The organism is Pseudomonas sp. PDM17 (genome assembly GCF_014851985.1).
In the GTDB taxonomy this organism is placed as follows: domain Bacteria; phylum Pseudomonadota; class Gammaproteobacteria; order Pseudomonadales; family Pseudomonadaceae; genus Pseudomonas.
The window spans coordinates 328717-347217 of sequence record NZ_JACVAT010000004.1 but is presented as its reverse complement, the minus strand read 5'-3'; the positions used below and the strand labels follow the sequence as shown (position 1 = coordinate 347217).

18 protein-coding genes are annotated in these 18501 nt (G+C 66.5%); 15 read left to right on the top strand and 3 right to left on the bottom strand.

Features of this window, described 5'->3' with window-relative positions; translation table 11 throughout:
- Positions 1-4 precede the first annotated feature (4 nt).
- The 5 genes from algR (at position 5) to IB256_RS15780 (ending at position 4927) form a co-directional block, all read left to right on the top strand.
- Complete coding sequence (gene algR / locus IB256_RS15800; protein ID WP_017521347.1) at positions 5-751, top strand: alginate biosynthesis regulator AlgR; 747 nt, start codon at positions 5-7, stop codon at positions 749-751.
- A 113-nt stretch (positions 752-864) separates the two neighbouring features.
- Positions 865-1803, top strand: a complete 939-nt coding sequence (hemC, locus tag IB256_RS15795) for a hydroxymethylbilane synthase (RefSeq protein ID WP_192403207.1) — start codon at positions 865-867, stop codon at positions 1801-1803.
- Entirely contained in the window at positions 1800-2558 is a 759-nt protein-coding gene (locus IB256_RS15790) for a uroporphyrinogen-III synthase (RefSeq protein ID WP_192293955.1), read from the top strand. The genes hemC and IB256_RS15790 overlap by 4 nt, the downstream gene beginning before the upstream one ends.
- Positions 2559-2585: 27 nt before the next feature.
- Positions 2586-3698, top strand: coding sequence for a uroporphyrinogen-III C-methyltransferase (locus IB256_RS15785; protein WP_192293953.1), 1113 nt, complete (start codon positions 2586-2588; stop codon positions 3696-3698).
- The gene (locus IB256_RS15780) at positions 3695-4927 is read left to right on the top strand and encodes a heme biosynthesis HemY N-terminal domain-containing protein (protein ID WP_192293951.1); all 1233 of its coding nucleotides are present in this window, start codon (positions 3695-3697) and stop codon (positions 4925-4927) included. Before IB256_RS15785 ends, IB256_RS15780 begins: the two co-directional genes overlap by 4 nt.
- 48 nt (positions 4928-4975) lie before the next feature.
- Here the strand turns inward: IB256_RS15780 and IB256_RS15775 are convergent, their stop codons facing one another.
- A complete protein-coding gene (locus IB256_RS15775) occupies positions 4976-6061 on the bottom strand; it encodes a PQQ-dependent sugar dehydrogenase (protein WP_192403205.1) in 1086 nt (361 codons plus the stop codon).
- Positions 6062-6177: 116 nt separating this feature from the next.
- Here IB256_RS15775 and IB256_RS15770 point away from each other — a divergent pair, with 116 nt between their 5' ends.
- The 3 genes from IB256_RS15770 to IB256_RS15760 all read left to right on the top strand — a co-directional run bounded on the left by IB256_RS15770 (position 6178) and on the right by IB256_RS15760 (position 9210).
- Positions 6178-6663, top strand: coding sequence for a disulfide bond formation protein B (locus tag IB256_RS15770; RefSeq protein WP_138213202.1), 486 nt, complete (start codon positions 6178-6180; stop codon positions 6661-6663).
- A 256-nt stretch (positions 6664-6919) separates the two neighbouring features.
- Positions 6920-7387 carry an Rsd/AlgQ family anti-sigma factor gene (locus tag IB256_RS15765; protein WP_045213212.1) on the top strand — a complete coding sequence of 156 codons (468 nt, stop codon included), beginning with the start codon at positions 6920-6922 and terminating at the stop codon, positions 7385-7387.
- A gap of 650 nt (positions 7388-8037) precedes the next feature.
- Positions 8038-9210 (top strand): AlgP family protein, encoded by a 1173-nt coding sequence (locus tag IB256_RS15760; RefSeq protein ID WP_192403203.1) that lies wholly within the window; start codon positions 8038-8040, stop codon positions 9208-9210.
- Positions 9211-9213: 3 nt separating this feature from the next.
- Here the strand turns inward: IB256_RS15760 and IB256_RS15755 are convergent, their stop codons facing one another.
- A complete protein-coding gene (locus tag IB256_RS15755) occupies positions 9214-9678 on the bottom strand; it encodes a TIGR02444 family protein (protein ID WP_192403201.1) in 465 nt (154 codons plus the stop codon).
- A 47-nt stretch (positions 9679-9725) separates the two neighbouring features.
- Here IB256_RS15755 and IB256_RS15750 point away from each other — a divergent pair, with 47 nt between their 5' ends.
- From IB256_RS15750 to IB256_RS15725, 6 genes are all read left to right on the top strand, one after another.
- On the top strand, positions 9726-11636 hold the full coding sequence (locus tag IB256_RS15750; protein WP_192403199.1) for an ATP-binding cassette domain-containing protein: 1911 nt from the start codon (positions 9726-9728) through the stop codon (positions 11634-11636).
- The gene (locus IB256_RS15745) at positions 11636-12199 is read left to right on the top strand and encodes a mechanosensitive ion channel family protein (protein WP_081518722.1); all 564 of its coding nucleotides are present in this window, start codon (positions 11636-11638) and stop codon (positions 12197-12199) included. Before IB256_RS15750 ends, IB256_RS15745 begins: the two co-directional genes overlap by 1 nt.
- A gap of 29 nt (positions 12200-12228) precedes the next feature.
- Positions 12229-12987: a TerC family protein gene (locus IB256_RS15740; RefSeq protein WP_081519501.1), complete on the top strand. Its 759-nt coding sequence runs from the start codon at positions 12229-12231 to the stop codon at positions 12985-12987.
- A 218-nt stretch (positions 12988-13205) separates the two neighbouring features.
- The gene (locus tag IB256_RS15735; RefSeq protein WP_054910211.1) at positions 13206-13835 is read left to right on the top strand and encodes a LysE family transporter; all 630 of its coding nucleotides are present in this window, start codon (positions 13206-13208) and stop codon (positions 13833-13835) included.
- Positions 13836-13963: 128 nt separating this feature from the next.
- Entirely contained in the window at positions 13964-15865 is a 1902-nt protein-coding gene (locus IB256_RS15730) for a cytochrome c/FTR1 family iron permease (RefSeq protein WP_151189005.1), read from the top strand.
- A gap of 73 nt (positions 15866-15938) precedes the next feature.
- Positions 15939-16409, top strand: a complete 471-nt coding sequence (locus IB256_RS15725; protein ID WP_081519504.1) for a YaiI/YqxD family protein — start codon at positions 15939-15941, stop codon at positions 16407-16409.
- A gap of 57 nt (positions 16410-16466) precedes the next feature.
- Here IB256_RS15725 and elbB read toward each other — a convergent pair whose 3' ends face one another.
- Positions 16467-17120: an isoprenoid biosynthesis glyoxalase ElbB gene (gene elbB / locus IB256_RS15720; protein ID WP_192293935.1), complete on the bottom strand. Its 654-nt coding sequence runs from the start codon at positions 17118-17120 to the stop codon at positions 16467-16469.
- A gap of 139 nt (positions 17121-17259) precedes the next feature.
- Between elbB and IB256_RS15715 the strand changes: the two genes are divergently transcribed.
- On the top strand, positions 17260-18498 hold the full coding sequence (locus tag IB256_RS15715) for a sterol desaturase family protein (RefSeq protein WP_192403191.1): 1239 nt from the start codon (positions 17260-17262) through the stop codon (positions 18496-18498).
- Positions 18499-18501: the final 3 nt, after the last annotated feature.

Below are 18501 nucleotides of genomic sequence, written 5' to 3'. Positions count from 1 at the left end.
GCTTATGAATGTCCTGATCGTCGATGACGAACCCCTGGCGCGAGAGCGCCTGGCCCGGCTGGTGGGGCAACTGGACGGCTATCGCGTCCTCGAGCCATCCGCCAGCAACGGCGAAGAAGCGCTGACGCTGATCGACAGCCTGAAGCCGGATATCGTCCTGCTGGATATCCGCATGCCCGGCCTGGACGGGCTTCAGGTGGCCGCCAAGCTGTGCGAGCGCGAAGCCCCGCCGGCGGTGATCTTCTGCACTGCCCATGATGAATTCGCCCTGGAGGCGTTCCAGGTCAGTGCGGTCGGCTACCTGGTCAAGCCGGTCCGCAGCGAGGACCTGGCCGACGCCCTGAAGAAAGCCTCGCGGCCCAACCGCGTGCAACTGGCGGCGCTGACCAAACCCCCGGCCGCCGGCGGTCCCGGCCCGCGCAGCCACATCAGCGCGCGGACCCGCAAGGGGATCGAGCTGATTCCGCTGGAAGACGTGATCTTCTTCATCGCCGACCACAAATACGTGACCCTGCGCCACGCGGGCGGTGAAGTGTTGCTGGACGAACCGCTGAAGGCGCTGGAGGACGAGTTCGGTGACCGCTTCGTGCGCATCCACCGCAACGCGCTGGTCTCCCGCGAGCGTATCGAGCGCCTGCAGCGCACCCCGCTGGGGCACTTCCAGCTGTACCTGAAAGGACTCAACGGCGACGCGCTGACCGTCAGCCGCCGCCATGTCGCTGGCGTCCGCCGACTCATGCATAACCTGTAGCGACACAGTGCCGCAGCGCCTGAAGCCCGGGGGGCGGCCCCCGGGCTTTTCGTTTGCGTGAGCTGTTATCATGCGGGCACTTTCTTGCACGCTTCCTTTGCCTGGAAATGCCCATGTCTCGCGAAATCCGTATCGCCACGCGCCAGAGCGCCCTGGCACTCTGGCAGGCCGAATACGTCAAGGCCCGCCTGGAACAGGCCCACCCCGGCCTGACCGTGACCCTCCTGCCGATGACCAGCCGCGGCGACAAGCTGCTGGACGCGCCGCTGGCGAAAATCGGCGGCAAGGGCCTGTTCGTCAAGGAACTGGAAACCGCCCTGCTGGAGAACGAAGCGGACATCGCCGTGCACTCCATGAAGGACGTGCCGATGGACTTCCCCGAAGGCCTGGGCCTGTACTGCATCTGCGAACGTGAAGACCCGCGCGATGCCTTCGTCTCCAATACCTACGCAAGCCTCGATGACCTGCCCGCCGGTAGCGTGGTCGGCACCTCCAGCCTGCGCCGTCAGGCCCAACTGCTGGCCAGCCGCCCGGACCTGCAGATCCGCTTCCTGCGCGGCAACGTCAACACTCGCCTGGCCAAGCTCGATGCCGGCGAATACGACGCGATCATCCTCGCCGCCGCTGGCCTGATCCGCCTCGGCTTCGAAGACCGCATCCGCTCCTCCATCAGCGTTGAAGCCAGCCTGCCGGCCGGCGGCCAGGGTGCGGTGGGCATCGAGTGCCGTACCGCCGACGCGGAAATCCACGCCCTGCTGCAGCCGCTGCATCACCGTGAGACCGCCCTGCGTGTCACCGCCGAGCGTGCGCTGAACAAGCGCCTCAATGGCGGTTGCCAGGTGCCCATCGCCTGCTACGCCATCCTCGAAGGTGACCAGCTGTGGTTGCGCGGCCTGGTCGGTCAGCCCGACGGTACCGAACTGTTGCGTGCCGAAGCCCGCGCGCCCTCCGCCGAAGCCGAAACCCTCGGCGTGAAGGTCGCGGAAGACCTGCTGGGCCAGGGCGCCCAGGAAATCCTCGACGCGGTCTACGGCGAGGCTGGTCACCCGTGAGCCGCTGGCGGCTGCTGCTGACCCGTCCCGAAGAGGATTGCGCGGCGCTCGCCGCCACCCTCGCCGAACACGGCATCCACGGCGACTGCCTGCCCTTGCTGGCGATCACGCCACGCGAAGAGACACCCATCGAGCGCAGCCTGATCCTTGACCTGGACCGCTACTGCGCGATTATCGTGGTCAGCAAGCCCGCGGCGCGCCTGGGCCTCGAGCGGCTCGACCGCTACTGGCCGCAGCCGCCGCTGACCCAGCGCTGGTTCACCGTCGGCGCCGCCACGGCGGCTATCCTCGAAGACTACGGTCTGGATGTGGTCTGCCCGCAAGATGGCGACGACAGCGAAGCCCTGCTTGCCTTGCCCGAGTTCGAGCAGGCCCTGCAGGTGCACGACCCGAAGGTGCTGATCATGCGCGGCGAGAGTGGCCGAGAATTCCTCGCCGAGCGCCTGCGCGGCCAAGGCGTGGTGGTCGACTATCTGGAACTCTACCGGCGCGAAATGCCGGCTTACCCTCCGGGCGAACTGCTGCGGCGAATCCAGGGGGAGCGTTTGAACGCCATCGCGGTCAGTAGTGGGCAGGGTCTCGAGCACCTGCGCCAGCTGGCGGCGGCGGATTGGCCGCAAGTCAGTGCCATGCCGTTGTTCGTGCCCAGCCCGCGGGTGGCTGAGCAGGCGCGGGAGATGGGGGCGCTGCAAGTAATCGATTGCCGGGGCGCAAGCCCGGCGGCATTAATGGAAGCGTTGAGAAGCGCCGACTAGAACAATTTCCGAGCGAAGGATGGATCTGTGAGCGAAGCCGTCACTCCCCAAGAGACTTCACCAACATCGTCCAGTCCGGCCGCCGCGCCGGCCCCGCGCAAGGGTGGCACGGGCATCGCCCTGCTGGCCCTGCTGGTCGGCGCCGCCGGCCTCGCCGCAGGTGGCTGGGGCGTCTGGCAGGTCCAGCAGCTCAAGGGCGCCGAGCAGCAACGCGCCGCGCAACTGGAAGATGCCCGCGCCCAGGCGCAGGGCGTGCAGAACGCCAACGCCGAGCTGAACAAGCGCCTGGATACCCTGCCCAACGCCGACGAGCTAGAAGCCCGCCGCCGCCTCGTGGTGGAGCTGCAGGGCGACCAGCAGCAGCTGGCCAAGCAGGTCAAGCAGGTACTGGGGCAGAGTCGCCAGCAGTGGCGCCTGGCCGAGTCCGAGCATCTGTTGCGTCTGGCAGCACTGCGTCTCTCTGCGCTGCAGGACATCGACAGCGCCACCGAGCTGGTGCAGGGCGCCGACGACATCCTTCGTGTAAACAACGACCCGGGCGCCTTCGCCGCCCGTGCGCAACTGGCCAAGAGCCTCGAAGCGCTGCGCGCGCTGCCGCGTCCGGACCGTACCGGGCTGTTCCTGCAACTGGGCGCGCTGCGCGACCAGGCTGCGCAACTGCAGCCGTTGAACCCGGCGTTCAAGCCTTCGGAGGGTGGTACCGGCCCGAGCACCGCCTGGGGCGACGGCAGCAGCACCTGGGACCAGTGGTGGGAGCGCATCTCACGCTACGTGCGCATTGATTTCAACGCCGGGCAGGACATCCGTCCGCTCCTATCCGGACAGCAACTGGACCGTGTACGCCTCGCCCTGAGCCTTGCCCTGGAGCAGGCGCAGTGGGCCGCGCTGAACGGCAAGCAGGACGTCTACGAGCAGGCGCTGAAGCAGGCCAAACAGATAGTCGGCGACTTCTTCAACGCCGACCTCGCCGACAGCCGCGCGCTGGTTGCGCGACTGGATGAGCTCAGCGGTCAGGCCGTCACCGTGCAGACGCCGGACCTCGGCCCGGCCCTGAGTTCGCTGCAGGCCTACCTGTCGCGCCGCGAGAATGCGGTGCAGCAGCAGGAGGCGGTGGCGCCGGACGCGGGGACCCAGCCATGAGCCGCGTCTATGTCCTGATCCTCGCCGTGGTCCTGGCGGCCACCCTGGTCGGGCTGGCCATCGCCGAGCAGTCCGGCTACGTGCTGATCGCCTACAAGAGCTTCCGTTACGAATCCAGCCTGTGGACCTTCCTCGCGCTGCTGGTGGTGCTTTGGGTGATCTACCTCGTCGTGCGCCTGGTATTGCGCCTGCTGGGCGTGTCCGGGCGCGTGGTGAATCCCTGGTCGCGCTTCAACCGGCGCCGTCGCTCGCAACTGGCCGAGGAACACGGCCAGCGTGATCTCGCCGAAGGCCACTGGGCGCAGGCGCTGCGTCACCTGCGTCGCGCCGCCGAGCTGAGCGATCGCCCGCTGCCGCATTACCTGGGCGCCGCCCGCGCGGCCAATGAGCTGGGCAAGACCGAAGAGTGCGACGAACTGCTGGACCGCGCCCAGGAGCGCGAGCCCGGCACCGAGCTGGCGGTGGGGCTGACCCGTGCCCAACTGCTGATCAACCGCGGCGACTTCACCCGCGCTCGCGTGGTGCTGGACAAGCTGCATCAGGATCACCCGCGTCATCCGACCGTGCTGCGCCTGCTCCAGCAGCTCTACGTCAGCCTCCACGACTGGCAGGCGCTGTGCGTGCTGCTGCCCGAACTGCGCAAGGAGCGTGTGCTGCAGAACGCCGAGCTGGCGGACCTGGAGCGCCGCACCTGGATGGCTGCGCTGGGCGAGGCGGGCGAGCAGGGCCTCGGCCAGGGTGAAAGCAGCCTGCAGCCGCTGACCCAGCGCTGGCAGACCGTGCCCTCCAACCTTCGCGCGCAGCCGCCGCTGGTGGCCGCCTACGCCGAACAGCTGCTGCGCCTGGGCGCGCCGGAAGAGGCCGAGGACGTGCTGCGCAAGGCGCTCAAGGAAGGCTACGACAGTCGCCTGGTACACCTCTATGGCCGCGCCCGTGGCCGCGATGGTGCGCACCAGTTGAAGACTGCCGAAGGCTGGCTGAAGCAGCATGGCGACGACCCGGAGCTGCTGCTGACCCTCGGCCGCCTGAGCCTGCAGAACAAGCTGTGGGGCAAGGCGCGCGAGTACCTGGAAGCCAGCCTGACTCGCCAGCGCAGCGCAGAAACCTGCGCCGAACTGGCGCGGCTGCTGGCGCAACTGGGTGAGGTGGAACGCAGCAACCAGCTGTTCCAGGAAGGTCTCGGCCTGCTGGCTCCGCCGGTTTCACTGCCGGTGGCCGTGCGCGCCTGAGCCTGGCGATGCCAATGAAAACGGCGCCCCGGGGCGCCGTTTTCAATTTCAGGGCTTGCCGTAGCGGATGCGGTAGATCGCCCCATTCTGGTCATCGCTGACCAGCAGCGAGCCGTCCGGCGACACCAGCACGTCCGCCGGCCTTCCACTAACCCCGCCATCCTTGTCGAGCCAGCCATCGGCGAACACGCTCTGGCGCTTCAGCGTGCCATCGTCATTGAACTCGATCCGTGCCACGCGGTAGCCGATCTTCTGCGTGCGGTTCCACGAGCCGTGCTCGGCGATGAACAGGTTGTTGCGGTACTCGGCGGGGAACTGCTCGCCGGTGTAGAAACGCAGCCCCAGTGCGGCGACGTGCGGGCCGAGCTTGGCCACGGGAGGCGTGAACGCGGAGCAGGGTTTCCTGCTCTCCTCGGGATCGGCGATGTCGCCCTGGTGGCAGTCGGGATAGCCGAAGTCCTCGCCCACCTTGCTGACCTTGTTCAGCTCGTCATCGGGCTTGTCGTCGCCGAGCAGGTCGCGTCCATTGTCGGTGAACCACAGCTGCCTGGTCTGTGGGTGCCAGGTGAAGCCGACGGTGTTGCGGATGCCGTAAGCGACCACTTCCCGCGCGCTGCCATCGGCGTTCATGCGCTGCAGGTTGGCGTATTGCTCGCGGTCCGGGCGGCAGATATTGCACGGAGCGCCGACTGGTACGTAGAGCTTGTCGTCCGGGCCGAAAGCGATGAATTTCCAGCCGTGCGCGGTCTCCTTCGGAAACTGTACCGGTAGTTCTTCGGCCTTGGGAGGTGCGTCGAGGTGCGCTTCGATGTCGCGCAGCACGACGACGCGGTTGATCGACGACACATACAGGTCGCCCTTGTGGAAGGTCACGCCCACAGGCATCTGCAGGCCATCGGCGAGCGCTTTCACCTGGCCGTCGGGCTTCACCGCGTAGACCTTGTCGGCAGAGCGACTGCCCACGAACAGCGTGCCTTTTTCGCCCCAGGCCATGGCGCGGGCGCCGGGCACCTGGTCGGTGAGCAGGCTGATGTGGAAGCCTTCAGGGAGTCGGATCTGGCTGAGGTCGGTGGCAGCTATGGCCGGCGCTGCTGTCAGGGAAAGCAGCGAGCAAAGTAGGAAATGACGACGCATGGCAGGAATTCCCGGATGAGTGCCACGGCCAGTCTAGACACTCGCCTTGAACTGATCGGCGTGTTTCCACTACCGTAGCGGCCTTTCGTGCAACAGCGCTTTTCAGCGGAGCCGCCATGAACCTGGCCAGCCCTCGTTCCCTGTTCTTCCTTGCTTTCCTCGCCTGCGTCGCCTTGCTCGGTACAGGCTTCTACCTGCAGTACGTGGTCGGGCTGGAGCCCTGCCCGCTGTGCATCCTGCAGCGCATCTTCTTCGCCGGTTGCGGGCTGTTCTCGCTGATCGCCGCGCTGCACGGCCGTGCGCCGCGTGTGTACTCGGTGCTGATCCTGCTCAGCGCCCTGGGCGGTGCCGGCACCGCGGGCCGTCAACTCTGGCTGCAGACCCTGCCGCCGGACCAGCTGCCGTCCTGCCTGCCGCCGCTGGATTTCATGCTCGAGAGCATGCCCTACACGCAGATCCTCTACACCATGTTCCACGGTTCGGCCGACTGCGCCGAGGTCACCTGGACGCTGCTCGGCATGAGCATTGCGGAGTGGAGTCTGCTGGCCTTCATCGGCTTCGCCCTGTTCGCCATCGTGCAGTTCTTCCGCCGCCGCGGCTGAGCGTCGCATCTCAATTCGCCATGGTCTGCGCCTCTTCGGCGCAGGCCAGAGGCGTCGCGGTCTGTCGATTAAACGCTCGTATGAATTTTCCCGTTGCCGGTGTCTTGAAGGCGATAACGGGCGGGCATACTCTGGTTTTCCACTCCGTCGGAAAGCCGCCGCCGAACAAGCTTCATACATCGCGGACGTCGAGAATCGACAGAATATTGTCCCGGGGCGGACCTAGCCGGGACGGCGAAAGGGAAGTGAGGACAACATGCTCGAGAGCTGCCGTAATGCCCAGGAACGTTGGGGAGGCGTACACCAGCTGATCGACCGCTGGTTGCGGGATCGACATGAGTTGGTCCGGGCATTCGATTCCCTGGACGGTGTCCAGGCGCCGAAGACCAACGCCGAAAACCTCCAGAGCTTCTGCCAGCTCCTGCTCGACTACGTGTCGGCGGGACACTTCGAAGTGTACGAACAGCTGATGAACGAGGCGCAGGCCTTCGGTGATACGCGCGGCCTTGAACTGGCCAAGCAGATCTACCCACGCCTGGAGACCATCACCGCCAACGCGCTGAACTTCAACGACCGCTGCGACAACGGCGATTGCCGCGAAGGCACCTGCCTGACCAGCGAACTGAAAAGCTTGCGCCAGCAACTGCACGAACGCTTCGAACTGGAAGACTGCCTGATCGAAGTGCTGCACAACTCCCACGAGCAGAAAGCCGTTACGGCCTGAACGAAGGGACTTCCGACAACGGCGCGAGCGCTCGAAGCACTCGCGCCGTTTTCGTTTGTGTCGGGGTGGTGGCGCTCATGCCAATCGTGGGCGGGGCTTCAAGTCACGTAGGAGTGGACTTTGTCCGCGCTGTTCCGAGCCTCGCACTCTGAGCCCGCAGCGCTGAAAAACTCGCGCCGTTCGGCAGCTTGCAGCGGTACTCTCAGCGTCTTTTTCGCGCGATGAATCGCCGCTGAAAATGGGCTGCAACGGTGACTGCGAGCGGGGGCTCGCAAGAGCATTTCCACAGTGCCGCGAGCGTGATTCTCGCGTCGTGCTGACGCGTCTCGAACGACTGGCAGTCTGCTTTCGTCGATACTGCTGCGTGTTGTGCAAAAGGCTCTGCGACGGGCTTTTCCGGCCTGCTTCGAAAATTTATTTTTCATCGTCAAACGCACGCGCCACGGGCGTTTGCGCTGCCTGGCCGATTGCGCCAATGGAACCAAGTGCGCGGGGTAGCGTCATTGAGTGAGTGAAAAAACGCGCCTTCGCGCACTGCTGAAAACCTCTGAAGCCAATGCCTGCTGCGGCCTGCAGCACAATAGGGACATTGGCGAGAGGCCATCAGCGGGGCTAGTATGGGCGCAACCACGTCCGCCAGGAGGCACGTCATGTCGGCCAACAAGAAACCCGTCACTACCCCTCTGCACCTGCTGCACCAGTTGTCCAACAGTCTGATCGAACACCTCGAAGGTGCCTGCAAGCAGGCGCTCGTCGATTCCGAAAAGCTGCTCGCCAAGCTCGAGAAACAACGCGGCAAGGCTCAGGAGAAGCTGCACAACGCACGCACCAAGCTGCAGGACGCGACCAAGGCCGGCAAGGCGAAGGCGCAGGCCAAGGCCAAGTCGAGCATCGCTGAGCTCGATGGCGTGCTGGATGTTCTGAAGACCCGCCAGACTGAAACCCGTGCCTACATCGCCAACCTCAAGCGCGATGTGCAGGAGAGCCTCAAGCTCGCCCAGGGCGTGACCAAGGTGAAGGAAGCCGCTGGCAAATCCCTCGCTACCCGCAAGCCGGCTGCCGCCGCTGCCAAACCGGTTGCCAAGGCTGCCGCCAAACCGGCCGCTAAACCCGCTGCCAAGCCCGCCGTGAAAGCTGCCGTCAAGCCCGCTGCGAAGCCGGCCGCCAAGGTTGCCGCTGCCAAGCCTGCTGCTGCCAAACCGGCTGCCAAGCCCGCCGCCAAACCGGCTGCCAAGGCTGCCGCTAAACCGGCTGCGAAGCCCGCTGCGAAAGCCGCCGCCAAGCCGGCAGCCAAACCCGCTGCCAAGTCTGCTGCCGCTGCTGCCAAACCGGCCGCCAAGGCTGCCGCTAAACCGGCTGCGAAGCCTGCTGCGAAAGCCGCCACCAAGCCGGCAGCCAAACCCGCTGCCAAGCCTGCTGCCGCTGCCGCCAAACCGGCCGCTAAACCGGCTGCGAAGCCTGCTGCGAAAGCCGCTGCCAAACCCGCCGCCAAGCCTGCTGCCGCCAAGCCCGCCGCTGCCGCAAAACCGGCTGCCAAGCCTGCCGCGAAGCCTGCTGCCGCTGCCAAACCGGCTGCCAAACCCGCCGCTAAACCGGCTGCCAAACCGGCCGTGAAAGCCGCTGCCAAGCCTGCCGCCAAGCCTGCTGTCAAGCCTGCTGCCAAACCGGCTGCGGCCAAGCCCGCCGTGGCTGCCAAACCGGCCGCTCCGGCTGCCCCGAGCGCACCGGCTGCCCAGCCGAGCACTCCGGCCGCTACCCCGGTTGCCAGCGCCACTCCGGCATCGGCTGCTCCGGCCAGCAGCAACTCCTCCAGCGCTTCCTAAGGCTCAGGAGAGGCTCGCCGCGGTGCGCAGGGTTTCCCGCGCATCGCGGCGCAAGCCGCCCGTTCCGCCTGCCGCGGCTTCCAGCCAGCGCGCCAGGTCCTCCGCTTCATCCCGTGGCCAATCCTGCGCCACCGTCCCCAGTCTCCCCAGCAGCACCTTTTCCGCTTCCAGTTCGAGCTGTTTGACCCGCTCGCGCAATGGCGCCAGCTGCGCATCCTGCTCCGCGGATTCCCGCCAGCGCTGACGCAGCGAACGCAAAGGCACAACCACCTCTTCGCGCCATCCCTGCGCCGTGCTTTCCAGCTCGCTCATTCGCGCCGCCGCGAAGGCCACGCCAGTGCCGCCCAGCCACGCTGCAGCGAGCACCAGGCAGACATCCGCGCCGCCTTCCTGCAGGGCCAGGCAAGCCGCCTCAACCCCAGGGCGGGCGTAGAGTTTCAGTGCATACGACCAGACATCATCAGACATAGAGCACCCACAGCGATTGCCAGGCGAAGCTGATAAACTCCGCCGCCATGATTCGACTACAAAATCTTACGCTACAGCGTGGCCCCCAGCGCTTGCTGGAAGGTGCCGAACTCACCCTGCACGCCGGACAGAAAGTCGGCCTGATCGGCGCCAACGGCGCCGGCAAGTCGAGCCTGTTCGCCCTGCTGCGCGGCCAGCTCGGCCAGGACGCCGGCGACTGCTACCTGCCCGCTGACTGGCGTATCGCGCACATGCGCCAGGAGGTCGATACCCTCGACCGCCTCGCCGTCGACTACGTGCTCGACGGCGACGTGCACCTGCGCAAGATCCAGGCGGACCTCGCCGCGGCGGAAGACGCCCACGACGGCACCGCCCTGGCGCGCCTGCACAGCGAGCTGGACAGCGCCGACGGATACACCGCTGATGCCCGCGCGCGCAAGCTGCTGGCCGGCCTGGGCTTCACCTCCGAGCAGATGGACCGCCGCGTCGGCGACTTCTCCGGTGGCTGGCGGATGCGCCTGAACCTGGCTCAGGCGCTGATGTGCCCGTCCGAACTGCTGTTGCTCGACGAGCCCACCAACCACCTCGACCTCGACGCCATCCTCTGGCTGGAAGAGTGGCTCAAGGGTTACCCGGGCACGCTGCTGCTGATCTCCCACGACCGCGACTTCCTCGACGCCGTGGTGGATAACATCGCCCACCTCGAACAGCGCAGGCTGACCCTGTACCGTGGCGGCTACTCGGCCTTCGAGCGTACCCGTGCCGAACGCCTCGCCCAGCAGCAACAGGCGTACGAGAAGCAGCAGGCGCAACGCGCCCACATGGAAAAGTACATCGCCCGCTTCCGCGCCCAGGCCACCAAGGCCCGCCAGGCACAGAGCCGGATCAAGGCGCTGGAACGCCTGGAAGAGCTGGCGCCGGCCCACGTCGATTCGCCGTTCGACTTTGCCTTCCGCGAGTCCGACAAGATTTCCAGCCCGCTGTTGAATCTCTCCGAAGCCCGCCTGGGCTACGGCGACAAGACCGTGCTGGAAAAGGTCAAGCTGCAGCTGGTACCGGGCGCGCGCATCGGCCTGCTCGGCCCCAACGGAGCGGGCAAGTCGACGCTGATCAAGACCCTCTCCGGCGACCTGTCGCTGCTGTCCGGTGAGCTTGCCCGTGGCGAAAACCTCGCCATCGGCTACTTCGCCCAGCACCAGCTCGATTCGCTCGACCCCAAGGCCAGCCCGCTGCTGCACCTGGCGCGCATCGCGCCGGCCGAGCGCGAGCAGACCCTGCGTGACTTCCTTGGCGGCTTCGACTTCCGTGGTGAGCGCTGCGACGAGCCGGTGCTGAACTTCTCCGGTGGCGAGAAGGCGCGCCTGGCCCTGGCACTGATCGCCTGGCAGAAGCCCAACCTGCTGCTGCTCGACGAACCGACCAACCACCTCGACCTGGAAATGCGCCTCGCGCTGACCCTCGCGCTGCAGGAGTTCTCCGGCGCCGTGGTGGTGGTGTCGCACGATCGTCACCTGCTCAAGAGCACCACCGACGAGTTCCTGCTGGTGGCCGACGGGCGCATCCAGGAGTTCGACGGCGATCTCGAAGACTACGCCCGCTGGCTGGTGGATTTCCGCGCGCGGCAGGCGCCGTCGTCGCCCGCCGCTCCCGCTGGCGACAAGACTGACAAGCGCGCCCAGCGCCAGGCCGCCGCGGCCCTGCGCCAGCAGCTCGCCCCGCACAAGCGCGAGGCGGACAAGCTGGAGAAGGAGCTGGGCAAGGTCCACGAGCAGTTGGCCGAGTTGGAACAGCGCCTCGGCGACAGCGCGCTCTACGAGTCCTCGCGTAAGGATGAACTGCGTGATCTGCTGGCCCGCCAGGCGACCCTCAAGGGCCGCGAAAGCGAGCTGGAAGAGTCCTGGCTGATGGCGCTGGAAACCCTCGAAGAGTTGCAGCGCCAGCTCGAGGCCAGCGAGTGATGGACGACGTGAACCTGCTGGTGGCGTGGAGCGAACCGCTGCTGCGCGGCGGGCAGATCATCCTCGTCCTGCTGCTGGCGTGGCTGGTGCAGCGCGTGGTGACGCGCGCCGTCAGTCGCCTGGGCGAACGCTATCCGATGCCGCCGGAGCTGCTGCTGCCGCTGCGCGGCGGCCTGCGCTGGCTGATCATGGGCTCGGCGGTAATGCTCGTACTGGAGCGCCTGGGCGTTTCCGCCGATGTGCTCTGGGCCGCGCTGACCGGCTTCGCCGCCGTTGCGGCGGTGGCCTTCTTCGCCATCTGGAGCGTGCTCTCCAATCTGTTCTGCGCGCTGATGATCTTCACCATGGGCCCGTTCCGCCTGGGGGATCGCGTGGAAGTCATCGAGTCTGCCGACAAGCCCGGCGTGAAGGGCCGGGTGATCGCAATCAACCTGCTCTATACCACCCTGGAGGAAGTCGCCGAGGACGGCACCCCCGGCGCGCTGCTGCAGGTGCCGAACAACCTGTTCTTCCAGAAGGCCATCCGCCGCTGGCGCGGCCCGAATTTCCCCACCACCCCCTGACCCCTTGACCCCCAACGGACATCCCCACTATGGAATGGCTCACTAGCCCTGAGATCTGGGTTGCCTTTCTGACCCTGACTGCCCTGGAAATCGTACTGGGCATCGACAACATCATCTTCATCTCGATCCTGGTTGGCCGCCTGCCGCCCGCCCAGCAACCCAAGGCGCGTTTCTTCGGCCTGGCGCTGGCGATGGGCACGCGCATCCTGCTGCTGCTGTCGATCACCTGGGTGATGCGCCTGACGGCCGACCTGTTCACCGTGTTCGACCACGGCATCTCCGGGCGCGACCTGATCCTGTTCTTCGGCGGCCTGTTCCTGCTGTTCAAGAGCACCATGGAAATCTTCCACAGCCTGGAAGGTGCGGAGGAGGGCGGGCAGCAAGGCGGCAAGTCCCGCGGCTTCATGGGCATCATTATCCAGATCGCGATCATCGACATCGTCTTCTCGCTGGACTCGGTGATCACCGCCGTGGGCCTGGTGCAGCACGTACCGGTGATGGTCGCGGCGATCGTCATCTCGGTCGGCGTGATGATGCTGTCGGCCGGCACCATCAGTGCCTTCATCGAGAAGCACCCGTCGCTGAAGATGCTCGCGCTGTCGTTCCTCATCGTGGTCGGCACCGTGCTGATCGCCGAGGCTTTCGAGATCCACGTGCCCAAGGGCTACGTGTACTTCGCCATGGCCTTCTCGCTGGCGGTGGAGGCGATCAATATCCGCCTGCGCGGCGCCCTGGCGCGCAAGCGCGGCGAAGAGCCGGTGAAGCTGCGCAAGGACATCCCGAGCTGATCGGTCTGTCCTGAAGCGAAAAAAGCCCGGCCTAGCGCCGGGCTTTTTGTTGGGCACCCAAAATGTAGGAGCGGGCCATGCCCGCGATCGCGCGCGTGGCGCGCTCCTACAAGGATCATCCGACCTTCGTCGGCAACGCTGGGCGAGTCGGCGCGACTGAGGCACACTGGCTCCCCGTAACAAATTATTGCGCCTGCCTGGGCGCCGTGAGGTTCGCAATGCTCGCCAGTACCTGGTTCGCCTTCTTCATCGCCTGCTGGGTGATCAGCCTGTCGCCCGGCGCCGGGGCCATCGCCTCGATGTCCTGCGGGCTGCAATACGGTTTCTGGCGCGGCTACTGGAATGCCCTGGGCCTGCAGATCGGCCTGGCGCTGCAGATCGCGATCGTCGCTGCAGGCGTCGGTGCGCTGCTCTCGGCTTCGGCGGTGGCGTTCAGTGCGATCAAGTGGTTCGGCGTGGTGTACCTGGTCTACCTCGCGTACCGCCAGTGGACCGCTGCTCCGCAGGTGATGGCGGCGAGCGGCGAGCGCCCCATCGGCCGGCCGCTGACCCTGGTGCTGCGCGGCTTCCTGGTCAACGCCAGCAACCCCAAGGCGGTGATCTTCATGCTCGCGGTGCTGCCCCAGTTCGTCGACCCGCACCGTCCGATGGCGATCCAGTACGTGATCATGGGCGCCACCATGATCACCGTAGACCTGATCGTCATGGCCGGCTACACCGGTCTGGCCGCGCGCGTACTGCGCGCCCTGCGCTCGCAACGCCAGCAGCGGGTGATGAATCGGACTTTCGCGACCCTCTTCGTAGGCGCCGCCGCACTGCTCGCCACCGTCCGCCGTGCACCGGCCTGAGGGGGATTTCCTGGCTCCGGAGCGCCCTTGTGAGCGCTTCGGACGCAACTCTGCGGGACATTTGTCCTTGCATAGACGGAAACCTGAGGTGACAATTTAACCTCTTTCATTCTCATTTACCTTTCCGTATGCGCCCCTCCAAACTTTTCGTCTGGCTGTTGCCGCTGGTCGGTCTCTTCAGCCTTGGAGCTCACGCCGACACGGCTGTCGACCCCTCCCAAGCCCTTCACCTGCTCAGCTACCTCGCTGCCGACTACCCGGCCACCGTCACTGACGGCAAGGTCGTGGACGAGAGCGAATACAAGGAGCAGCTGGAGTTCGTCGGCAATCTGCAGGCGCTGATCGTCACCCTGCCGGCCGCCCCCGAACGCGCCGACCTGGAAAAGGATGCCGCCAGCCTCAAGCAGGCCATCGAGCAGCGCCTCCCCGGCAAGCAGGTCGCCCAGCAGGCCCGTCATCTGGAGGCGCGCGTCGCCGACATCTACCAGGTGGTGCAGACCCCTTCGATCACCCCGGACCCTACTCGCGCCGCCGAGATCTACACCCAGCAGTGCTCGATCTGCCACGGTGACGCCGGTAAGGGCGACGGACCGGCGGGCATCGGCCTGGAGCCGCCCCCGGCCAACCTGACCGACCGCGCGCGCCTCGACCAGCTGAGTCTGTATGACCTGCGCAACGTCATCGGCCTGGGTGTTTCCGGCACCGACATGCCGGCCTTCGCCGACCAGCTCGACGAGCGTCAGCGCTGGGACCTGGCGTCCTATATCGCCGGCCTCAGCGCCGGCCAGGCCAAGGCCGACCCGGCTCACGCCTACCCGCTGGCGACCCTTTCGACCCAGACCCCGGCCGATGTCGCCGAGCGCGATGGCGAGGCAGCGGCCGAGAGCTTCCGTGCTCTGCGTGCCCACCCGCCGCTGGAGCACCGTGGCCCGGCGCAGCAGATCGACTACACCTCCGCGACCCTGGACAAGAGCTTCGCCGTGTACCGCTCCGGCGACCACGATCAGGCCTACGACCTGTCCGTGGCGGCCTACCTGGAAGGCTTCGAGCTGGTGGAAAGCTCGCTGGACAACGTCGACGCCGACCTGCGCAAGGCCACCGAGAAGCAGCTGATGGCCTACCGTCAGGCGCTGCGTGACGGCCTGCCGGAAGCCGAAGTGGCTCAGCAGCTGGCACTGGCCAAGGCCAAGCTGGCGGACGCCGCCAAGGCCCTGAGCGGCGACTCGCTGAGCACCTCCATCAGCTTCGTCTCGGCCCTGCTGATCCTCCTGCGCGAAGGCGTGGAAGCGATCCTGGTGCTGGCCGCGATCCTCGCCTTCCTGCGCAACACCGGGCAGGAGAAGGCCGTGCGCGGCGTCCACATCGGCTGGGGCCTGGCCTTCGTCGCCGGCTTCGCTACCTGGGCAGTCGCCGCCTACGTCATCGACATCGGCGGTGCCCAGCGCGAGCTGATGGAAGGCTTCACCTCGCTGTTCGCCTGCGTGATGGTGCTCTGGCTCGGCGTGTGGATGCACGACCGCCGCCACGCCGCCGCCTGGCAGGACTACATCCGCAGCAGCCTGGTGGGTGGCGGTGGCCGCTTTGGCTTCGCGGTGCTGGCGTTCTTCTCGGTCTACCGCGAGCTGTTCGAAGTCATCCTGTTCTACGAGACCCTCTGGCTGCAGGCCGGCCCGGCCGGTCACAATGCGGTGATCGCTGGTGCGGGCACTGCCGTGGTGATCCTGATCGCCATCGCCTTCGTGATCCTGCGTGGCTCGGCGAAGCTGCCGCTGAAGCTGTTCTTCACCGTCAACGCCGCGCTGCTCTGCGCCCTGTCGGTGGTCTTCGCCGGTCACGGCGTGGTCGCCCTGCAGGAAGCCGGCGTGATCGGTACCCGCCCGGTGCCGTTCTTCGACTTCGACTGGCTCGGCATCAAGGCCGACGCCTACTCGCTGTCGGCCCAGGCCGTGGCGCTGGTGGCGGTGGCCGTGCTCTACGGACGCAGTTACTTCTCCGAGCGCCGCAAGGCCGCCGAGATCGCCTCGTCCTGAGGCGATAGCTGAGCGATACACGACGGCCAGTGCGATACTGGCCGTCGTGCTTTCTGGAGATTGGTTTCCGATTATGCGTATCTGGATCGATGCCGACGCCTGCCCGCGCGCGGCCAAGGAACTGGTGGCCAAGTTCGCCCTCAAGCGCAAGCTCGAGGTGGTGATGGTCGCCGGCCAGCCCGTGGCCAAGCCGCCGTTCGCCTGCGTCAGCCTGATAGTGGTGCCCAGCGGGATGGACGCCGCCGACGATTACCTGGTGGAGCAGGCCGAGCCCGGCGACCTGGTGATCTGCAGCGACGTGCCGCTGGCCGACCGGCTGGTGAAGAAGGGCGTCGATGCGCTGGACCCGCGTGGCCGCGAGTTCGACGAGAAGAACATGGGCGAGCGCCTGGCCGTGCGCAACCTGTTCACCGACCTGCGCGAACAGGGCCAGGTGGGGGGAGGGCAGGCGCCCTACGGCGACAAGGACCGCCAGGCCTTCGCCAACGGCCTGGACCGGCTGCTGACGCGCCTGCTGCGCGAGGCGGAGAGCCGCAAGGGCTGACCCGGCCTGAAACGAAAACGCCCGGCAATGCCGGGCGTTTTGCGTTCAGCGTGTTGCTCAGGCCAGTTCCAGCACCCGGTCGACCGCCTTGTTGATACCGCTGGCGGCTTCGGCGATGGACTGCGCGAGCATGTAGGCCGGCGTGGTGACCAGCTTGTGGTCCTTGTCCTCGACGATGTCTTCCACGGCGCAGTCGATGTGCTTGGCGCCCATGCTGGTCAGTGCCTGGGCGGTACCCTCGTCGGTACCGATGGTGCATTCCACGCCGGCGCCATAGATGCGCGCGGCCATGGCCGGGGCGATGCAGAGCAGGCCAACCGGCTTTTTCGCCGCAGCGAAGGCCTTCGCCAGGGCCAGTACGTCCGGCTGCACTTCGCACTGGTCACCCTTGAAGGCGAAGTCGCTGAGGTTCTTTGCCGCGCCGAAACCGCCGGGAACGATCAGGGCATCGAAGTCCTCGGCCTTGGCTTCGCGGATGTCCTTCACCTCGCCACGGGCGATGCGCGCGGATTCCACCAGCACGTTGCGGCTCTCGGCCATTTCTTCGCCGGTGAGGTGGTTCAGCACATGGTGCTGGGCGATGTTCGGGGCGAAGCACTGCACCTTGGCGCCGCGCTGGGAAAGACGCAGCAGGGTGATCACGCTTTCATGGATCTCGGCGCCGTCATAGACGCCGCAGCCGGAGAGGATGACGGCAACTTTCTTCTGCATGGACTGCTCCTGTTCGAGGATGCCGGGCATGTCGCGATATGCCGCCCGGCTTGGCGCCGGCGGTCGGGGCCGGCGCGGAGGTAGAGGCTAGGATCAACGAATCTGGGCCTTCCCATAAGCATAACGACTCGGCCACGCCATGAACTACATCCTCTTCGCCGTACCCTTCTTTTTCCTCCTGATTGCCATCGAGTTGCTCGCCGACCGCTGGCGTGGCATGCGCACCTACCGTCTGAGTGATGCGCTGAACAGCCTCAGCGCCGGTGTGCTGTCGACCACCAGCGGCCTGCTGACCAAGGGCCTGGCTGTGCTCACCTACGCCATCGCCTGGCAGCACCTGGCGCTTTTCGAGATGTCCACGCAGAACCTCTGGGTCTGGGTGTTCGCCTTCGTCTTCTACGACTTCTGCTACTACTGGAACCACCGCCTGGGCCACGAGCGCAACGTGCTCTGGGCCGCCCACTCGGTGCACCACCAGAGCGAGGACTACAACCTCTCCACCGCACTGCGGCAGACCAGTACCGGCTTCATCTTCGGCTGGATCTTCTACCTGCCCATGGCCATCGCCGGGGTGCCGCCGCTGGTGTTCCTCACGGTCGGTGCGCTGAACCTGCTCTACCAGTTCTGGGTGCACACCCGGCACATCCCCAAGCTGGGCTGGTTCGAGTGGATCTTCATCACCCCGTCCAACCACCGCGTGCACCACGCGCAGAACCCGGTCTACATGGATCGCAACTACGGCGGCGTGTTCATCGTCTGGGACCGCCTGTTCGGCACCTTCCAGGAGGAGCTGGACGAGGAGCCGGTGGTATTCGGCGTGACAGTGCCGCTGGCCAGCTGGAACCCGCTGTGGGCCAACCTGCAGGTCTACGCGCACCTGTGGAGCGATGCCCGCCGTGCTGGCAGCCTGTGGGACAAGCTGCGCATCTGGTTCATGCGCACCGGTTGGCGTCCCGAGGACGTTGCTCAGCGCTACCCCATGGCCAAGCCGGACCTGGCGTCCTTCCGCAAGTTCGAGGTGCCGCTGACGCGCGGCCGGCAGTGGTACGCCGGGCTGCAGTTCGCCACCTATGTGGTGGTCGGCACCTGGTTGCTGGGCGTCGGGGAGCACTGGCGGGTACTGCCGCTGGTGATTGGCTGGAGCTGGATGGCTTTCGGGCTCTACGCCATCGGCTGCTGGCTGGAGAACCGCCATTGGGCGCTGCGCCTGGAACTGCTGCGATTGGCGCTGAACGTGCCGGCAGTGGCGGCCATGGTGCTATGGGGAGAGGTCGAGCTGCCGCAGTGGGCGCCCTGGGCGCTGGCGGTCTACTCGCTGCTCAGCCTGATAGGTCTGCTGGGCCTGCGGCGCGCCGAGCGCCTGCCGCAGGTGGCCTGATCG

Excerpts from the sequence above, each read along its gene's own strand:
- algR (WP_017521347.1), top strand. The coding sequence starts at position 5 with ATGAATGTCCTGATCGTCGATGACGAACCCCTGGCGCGAGAGCGCCTG.
- hemC (WP_192403207.1), top strand. The coding sequence starts at position 865 with ATGTCTCGCGAAATCCGTATCGCCACGCGCCAGAGCGCCCTGGCACTC.
- IB256_RS15780 (WP_192293951.1), top strand. The coding sequence starts at position 3,695 with ATGAGCCGCGTCTATGTCCTGATCCTCGCCGTGGTCCTGGCGGCCACC.
- IB256_RS15775 (WP_192403205.1), bottom strand. The coding sequence starts at position 6,061 with ATGCGTCGTCATTTCCTACTTTGCTCGCTGCTTTCCCTGACAGCAGCG.
- IB256_RS15770 (WP_138213202.1), top strand. The coding sequence starts at position 6,178 with ATGAACCTGGCCAGCCCTCGTTCCCTGTTCTTCCTTGCTTTCCTCGCC.
- IB256_RS15765 (WP_045213212.1), top strand. The coding sequence starts at position 6,920 with ATGCTCGAGAGCTGCCGTAATGCCCAGGAACGTTGGGGAGGCGTACAC.
- IB256_RS15760 (WP_192403203.1), top strand. The coding sequence starts at position 8,038 with ATGTCGGCCAACAAGAAACCCGTCACTACCCCTCTGCACCTGCTGCAC.
- IB256_RS15755 (WP_192403201.1), bottom strand. The coding sequence starts at position 9,678 with ATGTCTGATGATGTCTGGTCGTATGCACTGAAACTCTACGCCCGCCCT.
- IB256_RS15750 (WP_192403199.1), top strand. The coding sequence starts at position 9,726 with ATGATTCGACTACAAAATCTTACGCTACAGCGTGGCCCCCAGCGCTTG.
- IB256_RS15745 (WP_081518722.1), top strand. The coding sequence starts at position 11,636 with ATGGACGACGTGAACCTGCTGGTGGCGTGGAGCGAACCGCTGCTGCGC.
- IB256_RS15740 (WP_081519501.1), top strand. The coding sequence starts at position 12,229 with ATGGAATGGCTCACTAGCCCTGAGATCTGGGTTGCCTTTCTGACCCTG.
- IB256_RS15735 (WP_054910211.1), top strand. The coding sequence starts at position 13,206 with ATGCTCGCCAGTACCTGGTTCGCCTTCTTCATCGCCTGCTGGGTGATC.
- IB256_RS15730 (WP_151189005.1), top strand. The coding sequence starts at position 13,964 with ATGCGCCCCTCCAAACTTTTCGTCTGGCTGTTGCCGCTGGTCGGTCTC.
- IB256_RS15725 (WP_081519504.1), top strand. The coding sequence starts at position 15,939 with ATGCGTATCTGGATCGATGCCGACGCCTGCCCGCGCGCGGCCAAGGAA.
- elbB (WP_192293935.1), bottom strand. The coding sequence starts at position 17,120 with ATGCAGAAGAAAGTTGCCGTCATCCTCTCCGGCTGCGGCGTCTATGAC.
- IB256_RS15715 (WP_192403191.1), top strand. The coding sequence starts at position 17,260 with ATGAACTACATCCTCTTCGCCGTACCCTTCTTTTTCCTCCTGATTGCC.